Annotated in this window: 9 protein-coding genes; 2 read left to right on the plus strand and 7 right to left on the minus strand. The window is 70.3% G+C overall.

Features of this window, described 5'->3' with window-relative positions; all coding sequences use genetic code 11:
- Positions 1–103: 103 nt before the first annotated feature.
- From EGK76_RS03260 to EGK76_RS03290, 7 genes are all read right to left on the minus strand, one after another.
- Positions 104–397, minus strand: a complete 294-nt coding sequence (locus EGK76_RS03260) for a hypothetical protein (RefSeq protein ID WP_096299204.1) — start codon at positions 395–397, stop codon at positions 104–106.
- 113 nt (positions 398–510) lie between these two features.
- On the minus strand, positions 511–1,311 hold the full coding sequence (locus tag EGK76_RS03265) for a heme ABC transporter ATP-binding protein (protein ID WP_096299202.1): 801 nt from the start codon (positions 1,309–1,311) through the stop codon (positions 511–513).
- On the minus strand, positions 1,308–2,351 hold the full coding sequence (locus EGK76_RS03270; protein WP_199730844.1) for an iron ABC transporter permease: 1,044 nt from the start codon (positions 2,349–2,351) through the stop codon (positions 1,308–1,310). Before EGK76_RS03270 ends, EGK76_RS03265 begins: the two co-directional genes overlap by 4 nt.
- A 20-nt stretch (positions 2,352–2,371) precedes the next feature.
- A complete protein-coding gene (locus EGK76_RS03275; RefSeq protein ID WP_233580142.1) occupies positions 2,372–3,424 on the minus strand; it encodes an ABC transporter substrate-binding protein in 1,053 nt (350 codons plus the stop codon).
- Between the two features lie 65 nt (positions 3,425–3,489).
- A complete protein-coding gene (locus tag EGK76_RS03280) occupies positions 3,490–4,872 on the minus strand; it encodes a YncE family protein (protein WP_123831631.1) in 1,383 nt (460 codons plus the stop codon).
- A 124-nt stretch (positions 4,873–4,996) separates the two neighbouring features.
- Positions 4,997–6,040 carry an alpha/beta hydrolase-fold protein gene (locus EGK76_RS03285; RefSeq protein ID WP_233580143.1) on the minus strand — a complete coding sequence of 348 codons (1,044 nt, stop codon included), beginning with the start codon at positions 6,038–6,040 and terminating at the stop codon, positions 4,997–4,999.
- 7 nt (positions 6,041–6,047) lie between these two features.
- On the minus strand, positions 6,048–8,279 hold the full coding sequence (locus EGK76_RS03290; protein ID WP_123831632.1) for a FepA family TonB-dependent siderophore receptor: 2,232 nt from the start codon (positions 8,277–8,279) through the stop codon (positions 6,048–6,050).
- Between the two features lie 244 nt (positions 8,280–8,523).
- Here EGK76_RS03290 and EGK76_RS03295 point away from each other — a divergent pair, with 244 nt between their 5' ends.
- Both EGK76_RS03295 and EGK76_RS03300 read left to right on the plus strand, forming a co-directional pair.
- The gene (locus EGK76_RS03295; protein WP_123831633.1) at positions 8,524–9,732 is read left to right on the plus strand and encodes an MFS transporter; all 1,209 of its coding nucleotides are present in this window, start codon (positions 8,524–8,526) and stop codon (positions 9,730–9,732) included.
- Entirely contained in the window at positions 9,729–10,892 is a 1,164-nt protein-coding gene (locus tag EGK76_RS03300; RefSeq protein ID WP_123831634.1) for an isochorismate synthase, read from the plus strand. Before EGK76_RS03295 ends, EGK76_RS03300 begins: the two co-directional genes overlap by 4 nt.
- The last annotated feature ends 19 nt before the right edge of the window (positions 10,893–10,911 follow it).

A 10,911-nucleotide genomic window follows, 5' to 3' on the forward strand; every position in this document is an offset into this window, starting at 1 on the left:
GCCGGCGGGTGTCGGGGTACCAGCACCGGCGGCGGGTATGGGTGGTGGCGGAAGGCTGTTGCATACATCGCCATCCGTCTGAAAACAGCATCGCCGCCGAGCGCTACATCGTGAGCGTGTAGATGAGGAGATAGCCGACGATCACGACGAAGCTGGTGGGGAGGGCGACCATCATGACGACCGTGTAAAGCGTGGTGCCCCTCATGACCTGGTCGGTGAATCGGCCTGCCTCATCTTTTCTCTTGAGGCGTAACAGGATGGAGCGCGATATCTGGAACGCGAGGGCGATGCTCACAAGCAGGCCCAGCAGAGCATCCGGCGCCGTGCTTCCGTTGATCGCCCGAAAGATAAACACGGCGAGATAGGCGACAAGGTAAACGGCAAAGGGTCGAAGCATGGTCTGTACCTGTAGTCGTCCACGGAACGGTGCGCGCGACGTAGGGGGCAGCGCTGCAACGGGCGGCGCACCGGGGAAGCGTGGCCTTCGAGCAAGAAACGCCGGCACGCGGGTCATCGCGCGCCGCGCGGATCGTCGCTGACCACGAGGGGCACGCCGCGGGTGGGATGCACCAGCACCAGCACCGGCTGCGCGTAGACGCGCTCGATGGTCGCCTGCGTCAACACCTCGCGCGGGCTGCCGTCGGCGGCGATGCGGCCGCCGTGCAGCACGACGATGCGGTCGGCGTGGCCGGCGGCGAGATTGAGATCGTGCAGGACGACGACTACGCAGGCGCCGTCGTCGGCGAGGCCGCGGGCGATGCGCAGCACCGCTTCCTGGTGCTGCAGGTCGAGCGCCGCGGTGGGTTCGTCGAGGAAGACGACCGGCGTGGTCTGGGCCAGCACGCGCGCGAACGCGGTGCGCGAGGCCTCGCCGCCGGACAGGGTCTGCACGTCGCGGCCTTCGAGATGCACGATGTCGGCGTCGGCCAGCGCGGCGTCGACGATACGCGCATCGGCCTGCGGGTCCGGCGGGTGCGGCAGGCGGCCCATCGCCACCACCTCGCGCACGCTGAAGCCGAAGCGCACCGCGTGGTCCTGGGGCAGAACGCTGCGTTCGCGGGCGAGCGCACGCGCTTTCCAGTCGCCCAGCTCCGCGCCCGACAACCGCACCCGGCCCGACGCCGGGGCCAGATCGCCGCTCGCGACCGCGAGCAGGGTGGACTTGCCGGCGCCGTTCGGTCCGACCAGCGCGGTCAGGGTGCCGCGCGCGAAACGCAGGTCCACGGCGTCGAGGATCGCGCGGCCGTCGATGCGGACGCTCACGCCTTCGAGCGCGAGTACGTCGTGCACGGGGTCGGGCGCACTGCTCATGCGGTGCCCCGACGGCGTAGCACCAGCCACAGGAAGAACGGCGCACCCAGCGCGGCCGAGAACAGGCCCAGCGGAATCTCCGAAGGCGGGTCGAGGCTGCGCGCCGCGGTATCGGCAATGACGATCAGCAGGCCGCCGGCCACCGCCGACAGCGGAATCAGCCAGCGGTGGCCCGGGCCGGCGAGCAGGCGCACGAAATGCGGAACCACGAGGCCGACGAAGCCGACGACACCGGCGAACGCGACCGCCGAGCCCACCAGCAGCGCGCAGACCGCGATCAGCATCAGGCGCGCGCGCTTGACGTCCAGGCCGATGTGCTGCGCCTGCCGCTCGCCGAGCGCGAGCATGTCGAGCGGCGTGGCCAGGGCGCGCAGCGCCACGGCGCCCACGGCGAAGGCCGGCAGCGCGGCCAGCATCGAGTTCCAGTTGGCCATCGCCAGCGAACCCATCTGCCAGAACACCAGCGACTGCAGATCGTCGGCGTCGGCGATGTAGGTGAAGAAGCCGATCGCCGCCGAGCATGCGGCCGCGATCGCGATGCCCACCAGCAGCAGGGTCGCGGTACCGGTCCCGCGGTCGGGGCGCGCCAGCAGGTAGATCAGGGTGGTCGTCGCCGCGCCGCCGAGGAAGGCGGCGACCGGAATCGTCCAGGCCCCCAGCGCGGTCGCGCCGAGCACGATCGCGCCAACGGCCCCGAGCGCTGCGCCATGGGTCACGCCGACGATGCCGGGGTCGGCCAGCGGATTGCCGAACAGTCCCTGCAGGCCGGCGCCGGCCATCGCCAGCGAAGCGCCGACGATCACCGCCAGCAGTGCGCGCGGTACGCGCAGGTTCCAGACCACCGAGATGTCGCGCCTGCTCAGCGTCCCGGCATCGGCAAGCCCCAGCTTGTGCGCGATCACGTGGACCACGTCGCCGGGCGGGATGCGCAGCGGGCCGATGCCGAAGGACAGCACGATCACCACGATCAGCAACGCCAGCAGGCCCACGAACAACAGGCCGCCCGGTGGACGCCGGACCAGCCCGGTGCGTCGAGGCATGGCGGCGCCGGATGCGCCGGTCATGTGCCCGCGGCGGCGTCGAGTTCGGCTGCGAGCGCGGCCAGTGCCTGGGCCAGCGCGACCGCGCCGGCGCCGCCGGCGATGCTGCTGACCTTGAGCTGGGTGTCGGGCATCACCCAGACCCGGTCGGCGATCCCGGCCGGCGTCTGTCTCAGCGAGGGATAGGCCTGCCACAGGCCGGCAGGACCGCCGAACACGCGCAGATCGTCTTCGCTGATCAGGATGACCTCCGGATCGACGGCGACGATGCCCTCGTTGCTGAGCTGGGAATAGTTGGAGACCTTGGCTTCGTCGCCGACGTTGGTGCCGCCGGCGATCCGGATCAGCGCAGCGGCCGCGGTATCCGCGCCGCCGACCGTCGGCGAGCCGCCGCCGCCGGTGGCCGAGACATGGATCACCCGCGGCCGGCGGGTATGGGTAGCGGCGATGCGCGCGGCTTCGCCGAGCTGCTGCTCGACCTGCGCGGCGAGTTGTTCGCCCTCGTCGGCGTGGCCGAACACGGTGGCGAGCTTGCGCACCTTGTCGGGGATCGGCTGCAGTTCATCGACGATCACCAGCGCCTGGCCGGCATCGCGCAGCGGCTGGGCGAGCTTGCCGTGGCGCCGCAGGCTGTTGCCGACGAACAGGGTGCCGTCGAGGCTGAGGATGCCTTCCACGCCGGTGGTGCGGTTGAACAGGAAATGATGGCGCGCATTGCGGCCGGTCTCGGTGACCGTGTTGGTCGGCGCGGCGAAGACCTGGTCCGACAGCCCCAGCGCGTCCATGACCATCACGATGTCGTCGTTGCCGACGATGGTGCGCGAGGTGTCGGCGATGGTGACGTCGACCCCATCGTCGGAGCGCACCGTGACCGGCAGGTCCTGCGGCGAGCGGGCGACGCCCGGGATGTCGGTGCCGGCGATACGCAGCCAGGTGTCGGGCCACGGGTCCGGAGCCGTTGCGCGCGCGCCGGACGCTGCGCCCGGGTCGGGCGAAGGTGCCGACGGCGTGCACGCGGCGAGCACGCAGGCGAGCACGCAGGCGAGGGGGGCGCGAAGGCGGCGTTCGGACATCTGCAGTTCCATCCCGGCAAAGAACAGCGACCGGACCCGGGTCCGGTCGCTGCAATGGAGCGATTTTAGTTGGTTTTCGGCGTGATCCGGCGGATCTGGTCGCCCGCGGCGTCGTCGGCGCCGCGCGACTTGTTGACGGCGTAGACGGTGCCGTCGCCGGTGGGCAGTACGTGGTTGGGGAAGGTGCCGCCGTCGAGATTCGCCACGATGTTGCCGTTCGCATCCACCGCGGTGATCGTGCCGGCGCCGCGGCTTGCCACGTAGGCGAGCCCGGTATGCGGATCGAATGCCACGTAGACCGCGCCAGCGCCGACGTACACGTCGTGCAGCACTTCACCGGTGTCGGCGTTGGCGATCACCAGGTTGTCGCTGCCCTGCGCGGCCACGTACAGGCGCCGACCCTTCGGATCGATCGCGACGCCGATGCCGCCATTGACGGTCGGGAAGCGGAACATCCTGTCGACCGCGCCGGTGGCGCCATCGAGCACCACGACCTCGCCGGTCGACAGGCCCACCGAGTAGAGCTCGCCGGCCACGGGGTCGAGGGCCAGCGCCATCGGCCCGAATTCCTCGCCGCGCACCTTCGATTCCACGGTCAGGTCCTGCACCACCTCGAGCGTCTTCGCATCGAACGCGACGAACTTGCCGCCGCCGAAGCCGCTGGCCCAGACGCGGTTGTCCTTGGTGTCCACCACCAGGTCGCGGCCATGCGGGAGCACGCCCTTGTCGAACTGCTTGACCAGCGACAGGTCGGACTGGCGGTAGACGGCCACCGTGTCGTCGCGGGTGTTGGTGACCCAGACGTTGCCGTTGGCATCGTCGACGGCGACGCCGTAGACGGCGTAGACGCGGCCGTCCGTCTGCCCCTCGACCTGGGCAGGCGTGACGCGCGCGGTGATCTTCAGCGTGCGCGGATCCAGCTTGAGCAGCTCCGACTGCGTGACCGGCGGACGCCCCACGGCGGCGGTCACGAAGAGGGCATCCGACTTTGCGCTGTGCGCCACCTGGTAGAGACCCTGCACCAGCTGGTTGGTGACCACGTCGTAACGGTCCGCGCCCGACAGCGGTACATCCTTGGAGACCTTCAGTTCGATCACTGCGGCGGCGTCCGGGTTGGCGGCGCGCACGATGATCGGGTGGCGGCCGGTTGCGGCGTCGGCGGGCACCTGGACGCTGCCCTTGATGCGGCCTTCGGCGTCCGCGGTCCAGGGACCGGCATTGAGCACGGTCTCGCCGCGCAGCAGGGTGACGGTCTGGCCGGGCTTGAAGCCCTGTCCGGTCATCTCGACCGAGTCGCCGGCCTTGATCACCGGACTCGCGGCCCGCACGGCACCCTTGAAATCGGGATCCGGCTGGCCGAATCCCTGCGCGCCCGCGGCGCCGACCGCGGCGCACAGGGCGAGGGACAGAACGGCGAGCCGGAAACGGCGCGAGGACAGCTTGGGCATGACGGACTCCTGGAACTCGGATTGGACCGGCCTGCGGGGCGCCGGATGAGGACTGCTTGGTGTTTCGTATCCGCACTGTCGCCGCCGCGAGGCGGGCGTCATCGCGGGTGTGTGCCTGGTCCGTTCAACGAACGGGCTCGACGCCTTCCGCGCGGCTGGGCGTGTCGCTGTGGTCGGCGATGCCCGTGACCATGTGCAGCGCCCACATCAGCGAGGCGCGGAACATCGGGCCATGGGTGAGCCGGGGAAATTCGCGGTAGCTCACCTGCAGGCCGTCGACCGCGGACAGGCGCTGGGCGAGTTTCTCGGCCGAATCCGGCGGCGCGGCTTCGATGCGGCGTAGATGCACCTGGACGCGCGGATCCGACAGGTCGCGGTGCGCCACCTGGCGCTCGCCTTCGCCCAGGCCGATCAGCACGCGCGCCGGCCGCCCCGCGTTGTTGGCGACGAAACGTTGCTCGGGCGCGCCGAGCAGGGCGCCATCGCCCCACCACAGCGAGGGGCTGCCGGCGGCATAGGTGTCGAAGGCGCCGGTGCGGGTGTAGAGCGTATGCAGCGCGAACAGCCCGGCCAGCGAATGGCCCCACAGCGTCTGCTGCGTCGGGTCGGTCGTGACACGCTGTTCGAGTTCCGGCCGGATCTGGCGTTCGATGACTTCGAGCAGCGCATCCGCGCCGCCGCCGCCGCTGACGGTGGTGCCGTCGCGCTGCGGTCGCTCGCCGGCGAACGGCGTGTAGTCGCGCGTGCGCGCTTCGGAATCGATGCGCAGCGCGCTGGGGTAGCCGACGAACACCAGCGCATGCGGCACGGGCCGGGCGGCGAGTTCGGCCAGCAGCGCCTCGTCGAACTCGATCAGCGCGGCATTGCCGTCGAGCATCCAGAACGCCGGATAGCCGGCAGCAGGTGCCGGCGCCTTCGGGACCGCGACATGCACCCGCCAGCTCCGCTGGCCGTCGGGGCTGGCGATGTCGAAACGCTCGAAACGGTAATCCGTGGACACACGGTCGGCGACGGTCTCGCCAATCGTGCGCGTGGGATCGCGCTGCTGCGCAGCGGCGGTCGAGGGCACGCCCTGCAGCCCGCACAGCAGACCGGCCGCGATCGCGAACGTGGCCAGCCGGAGTGGGCGCCGGGAGCGGGGACGGCATGTCTGCATGGGACGGGTCATCGTGCGATCAGAAGCCGATGTTCGTTGCCACGAACCATGCGCGTCCAGCCTCGTTGTAGGTGTAGGCGCCTGCCCCCTGGATCGCGTTGGGTGTGCCGAGGTTGACGCCCGACGCATTGCCGCGGCGGAAGATGCGCTTGTCGAGCAGGTTGTCGACGCCCAGCGTGACGCTGACGCGGTCGGTGAGCCGGTAACGACCGCTCAGCCCGACCAGCGTGTAGGGCGGCATGCGGTCGGCAGCGCTGCCGGTGACCGGCTGGCCCTGGTAATCGAGGGCCTGTGGCACCTGTTCGCCATACAGCGTGGCCTTGGCCAGCAGCGACAGGCGGGGGCCCGCCTGCCAGTCGAGGACGGTGTTGACGGTGTATTCCGGGATGGTCGACAGCGCCTCGCCGGTGCTGCGGTTCTTCGATTCGAGCATCCAGGTGACGTTGGTGTTCCAGCGCAGCGCGTCGGCCACCGGCAGCTCCAGGCTGCCTTCCAGGCCTTCGATCACCGCCTTGGGCACGTTGTCCCAGCGGAATACGTTGACGTTCCCGATCCGGTCGACCACGGTGCGGCCGGCTTCGACCTTGTCGCGATAGTCATTGTGGAACCAGGTCAGCCCGGCCTGCACGCGGCCATCGGCGAACTGCAGGCCCAGTTCCTTGTTGATGCTGGTTTCGACATCGAGCGCTTCGTTGCCGACCAGGAAGCAGGGACCACCGCCGCCCCAGCAGCCGATGCCGTTGCTGTAGAGCGAATAGCCCGCATTGCTCTGGTAGAGGTTGGGCGCCTTGTACGCACGGGCGACGCCGGCGCGCAGGGTCCACGACGGGAGGAACTCGAATGCCGCGTTGAGGGCCGGACTGAAATTGCCGGCGTGGCGGTCGTGGTGGTCGTAACGCAGCGTCGGCGTCACCGTCAGGCGCTCGCCGATGTAGAGGTTGTCCTCGACGAACACCGAGGCGATACGCGCGTCGGCGCGGCCATCCCAGGAGGTCGGCGGTACCGGCACGTTCGGCTGCGGATTGCGGTCCTTGAGCCCGGATGCGCTGTCGTCGAGCCGGCTGTCGGCCCACTCGGCGCCGAAGGTCAGCACGTGGTCGACACTGTCGCCGGTGATGGTGTGGTTGACCTCGCCATGCAGGGTCAGCGTGCGCAGATCGATGTCGCCGAAACCGCCGTCGACGATGAAGATGCCTTCGGTCCCCCCGGCCAGGCCTTCCAGCAGCCGCGTGTTGCGGGTCTGCTCCAGCGCGGCGTAGACCAGCGAGCGTGTGGAGGCGCCGTACTCGCCGCGATGGCTGAGGTCGACGGTCCGCCGGTAGACCCGGTTGGTCTCGTCGCCGATCCGCTCCAGCACTTCCGCATTGCTGTTGGTGTTCTGCGTGTCGCCGGCGTAGAGGTTGCCCTGGCGACTGAACCCCGCGCCGAGGTCGATGCGCTGGCCCGGCGCGATCTCCCACAGCAGCTTCGCGGCGAGGTTGCGGTTGCGCACGCCTTCCCGGCCCGCCGGAAAGGTGCCGGCGTTGCTGCCGGTGCGCAAGGACGCATGGTCGCGGTTGATGTCGAAATCGTCCGATTCGACCTTGCCCACATTGCCGGACAGCCGGAACGACAGGCGCTCGGACAGAGGGCCGCTCATCAGTACGCCGGCGCGCTGGCTACCGCCGTCGACGCCATGCGTCGGCACCAGCCCATAGAAGTTCAGCGAGCCGCCGAAGGTGTCGCCGGGCGGGCGGGTGACGATATTGACCACGCCGCCCGCGGCACCGTTGCCATAGCGCGCAGCGGCCGGGCCACGCAGGACTTCGATGCGTTCGATCTGCTCCGGCGGTACCCAGCTGGTGTCGCCCCGCGTATCCCGCTCGCCGCGCCAGCCGTATCGCACCGAGTTGCGACTCGACACCGGGATGCCGTCGACCAGGATCAGCGTGTTCTCCGGACCCATGCCGCGGATGTCGATCTGGCGGTTGTTGCCGCGCTGGCCGCTGGTGGAATTTCCGGTCAGGTTCACGCCCGGCAGCGTGCGCAGGAACTCGGCGATATCGCTTCGCGGCGGTTGGCGCTCGATGTCGTCGGCCAGGATCGTAGAGGCGCCCAGGGCCTGGCGTGCGATCTGCTCGGCGGTGACACGCACGGTGTCGAGTTCGGTCGCTTCGTCGGTGTGGACGGGCTGGGCCAGCACGGGCGAGGCGAGCAGCAAAGCGAGGGAGACGGACAGGGCGGTCCGGATCTGACGGCGGGACGGGGACATCGAGTGGAGGCTCCGGCGGAGAGTCGCGCCTGGCGGTCGCTGGCGGCAGCGCGTTGGGCGAATTGCCGCGATATTAGAATTAATGCGAACAATTCTCAATCAGTTGACGGAATGGCCTGCTGCTTCCCATTGCAGCGCGCTTCTTTCAAATGCGACCTGTTATCATTCCCGTCGATGCCGCCTCCGGCATTCTCCCAGTCGCAGCGCCGGCGTTCCGGCCGTGACATCCGTCGATCGAGACCCGATGCACTCCGTAACCACCGCGCGCCCTGCCACGTCCGCCCTGCCGGTGCTGGTGTTCACCGCGCTTGCTGGAACCATGGCGATGATGGCGTTCGTGGCCGTGGTCGGGCCTGTCGTACGTCTGCTGGGGCTCGCTGAATGGCACGCCGGCCTGTCGGTCACCGCAGCCGGGGTGCTGTGGATGCTGTCGGCGCGGGGCTGGGGTCGCCTGAGCGACCGCATCGGCCGCCGTCGCGTGCTGCTGGCGGGGCTGGCCGGCTACGCGGTCGTCTATATCGCGATGGCGGTATTCGTCGATTCCGCCCTGCGCGCGCCGCCCGCGGTGTGGCTGTCGGTCGTCGTGCTGGTCGCCACCCGCGCGCTGGTCGGCTTGTTCTACGCCGCGATTCCGCCGACTGCTGCGGCGATGGTCGCCGACGAGGTGCCGCCCGGCCAGCGGGGCGGGGCGATGGCCAAGCTGGGCACGGCCAATGCCCTGGGCATGGTGCTGGGGCCGGCCGCTGCCGGCTGGATCGCGTTCCAAGGAATCGCCCTGGCCCTGTACGTCGCCGCGGCGCTGCCGCTGCTTTCGCTCGCGGTGCTGTGGTGGCGGTTGCCCGAAGCGCCGCCGTCCGACCCCGCCCTGCGCAAGCCCCGGCCCGCGATGGCGCTGACCGATCCACGCCTGCGGCTGCCGGTGTTCACGGTATTCGCGGCGATGGTGTCGGTGACCATCGCCCAGGTCGTGGTCGGCTTCTTCGCGATCGATCGTCTCCAGCTTTCCCCGGCCGATGGCGCGCGCGTGGCCGGCCTTTCGCTGACCGCGGTCGGCATCGGTCTGGTGTGCGCGCAGAGCCTGGTGATGCGCCTGAAGTCGGTCGCGCCGGCACGGTGGATCGCGATCGGCGCACTGGTATCGGGCGTGGGGTTCGCATCGGTGGGCCTGGTCGACACGCAGTCGCAGTTGCTGCTCGCCTATGGCGTGGCCGCGTTCGGCATGGGTTTCGTGTTTCCGTCGTTCCAGGCGCTGGCGGCCGATTCGGTGGAGGCGCACGAACAGGGCGCGGCCGCGGGCACCGTCGCGGCAGTACAGGGCATGGGCATGATCGCCGGCCCGCTGCTCGGCACCGTGCTCTATCGGTGGTCGCCGGCGCTGCCCTATCTGTTCGTCGGCATCGTGCTGGGGGTGCTGGCGGTCGTCGCAGTGGCCCATCAGGTGCGGCGGCCATGACCGCAGCCGCGCGCCCGCTGGCTCCTGCCACGATGGTGGACGACTCGGACAACCGGTTCCGGCTGCACGCGCCGGGCCGGAGTCTCGCCACCGACGGCGTGCAGGCGCGCCTGCCTGCCGGCCCGACGGCGACGCTCGGCGCACGCGTCGCGGCATTCTTCGCGGCGCCGCGGCCGGGGCCGGACCTGCTGGTCGGCGCGCTCCCGTTCGATCCCCATCACGACGATGCGATCTACCAGCCGCTGCGCTCGGTACCGGCCACCGGCCCGCAGTCCACGCAGTCCGTTCGCCTGATCGCAGCGTCCGAGCAGCCAGCCGCCGCCGACTATGCGGCAGCGGTTGCCCGCTGCGTCGAGGGTCTGCGTGCAGCGCCCGACAGCGACGAAGCCCTGCGCAAGGTGGTCCTGGCGCGCGGCCTGCGGATGGAGGCGGACGTGGCGATCGACCCGCACGCATTGGCGGTGCGGCTCGGTCACGATGCCAGCGTGACCACCTATGTGGTGCCGCTTCCGGTGGCGCCCGGCGACGCGCCGGCATGGCTGGTCGGCGCGACGCCGGAGCTGCTGGTGTCGCGCCGCGGACGGAACATCGTCTCGCATCCGCTGGCCGGCTCGGCCCGGCGGGATGGCGACAGTGTCCGCGACCGTGCTCGCACGGATGCGTTGCTGGCATCGGCCAAGGATCTGCGCGAGCACCGCTTCGTCGTCGAGGCGATCCTCGACGGCCTGGCGCCCCTGTGCAGCCGGCTGCAGGCGCCGGCGCGTCCCGCGCTGCTCGCGACCGAAACGATGTGGCACCTGGCAACCCGGATCACCGGCACGCTGAAGGACCCCGATGTGTCGTCGGCGATGCTCGCCGGCCTGCTGCATCCGACGCCGGCGGTCTGCGGCACCCCCCGAATGGCGGCGCTGCAGGCGATCCGCGAACTCGAACCCTTCGACCGCGGCTTCTATGCCGGCGCAGTGGGCTGGACGGATGCCTCGGGCGATGGCGACTGGTACGTCTCGATCCGCTGCGCGCGCGTGCAGGACAATGCGATGCACCTCTTCGCCGGGGCGGGTATCGTGGCCGACTCCGTGCCCGCGCTCGAGGTCGACGAGACCGCGGGCAAGTTCATGGCCCTGCGCAATGCGCTGGGCATCGACGGCGCCCGCGCCTGAGCGCCGCCCATCAAGACGA

It is taken from the genome of Luteimonas sp. 100069, assembly GCF_003813845.1.
In the GTDB taxonomy this organism is placed as follows: Bacteria; Pseudomonadota; Gammaproteobacteria; order Xanthomonadales; family Xanthomonadaceae; genus Luteimonas; species Luteimonas chenhongjianii.

Bases quoted from the DNA above. Each gene is read 5' to 3' on its own strand.
- EGK76_RS03275 (WP_233580142.1), bottom strand. From the start codon at position 3,424: ATGTCCGAACGCCGCCTTCGCGCCCCCCTCGCCTGCGTGCTCGCCTGC.
- EGK76_RS03290 (WP_123831632.1), bottom strand. From the start codon at position 8,279: ATGTCCCCGTCCCGCCGTCAGATCCGGACCGCCCTGTCCGTCTCCCTC.
- EGK76_RS03270 (WP_199730844.1), bottom strand. From the start codon at position 2,351: ATGCCTCGACGCACCGGGCTGGTCCGGCGTCCACCGGGCGGCCTGTTG.
- EGK76_RS03300 (WP_123831634.1), top strand. From the start codon at position 9,729: ATGACCGCAGCCGCGCGCCCGCTGGCTCCTGCCACGATGGTGGACGAC.
- EGK76_RS03265 (WP_096299202.1), bottom strand. From the start codon at position 1,311: ATGAGCAGTGCGCCCGACCCCGTGCACGACGTACTCGCGCTCGAAGGC.
- EGK76_RS03280 (WP_123831631.1), bottom strand. From the start codon at position 4,872: ATGCCCAAGCTGTCCTCGCGCCGTTTCCGGCTCGCCGTTCTGTCCCTC.
- EGK76_RS03285 (WP_233580143.1), bottom strand. From the start codon at position 6,040: ATGACCCGTCCCATGCAGACATGCCGTCCCCGCTCCCGGCGCCCACTC.
- EGK76_RS03260 (WP_096299204.1), bottom strand. From the start codon at position 397: ATGCTTCGACCCTTTGCCGTTTACCTTGTCGCCTATCTCGCCGTGTTT.
- EGK76_RS03295 (WP_123831633.1), top strand. From the start codon at position 8,524: ATGCACTCCGTAACCACCGCGCGCCCTGCCACGTCCGCCCTGCCGGTG.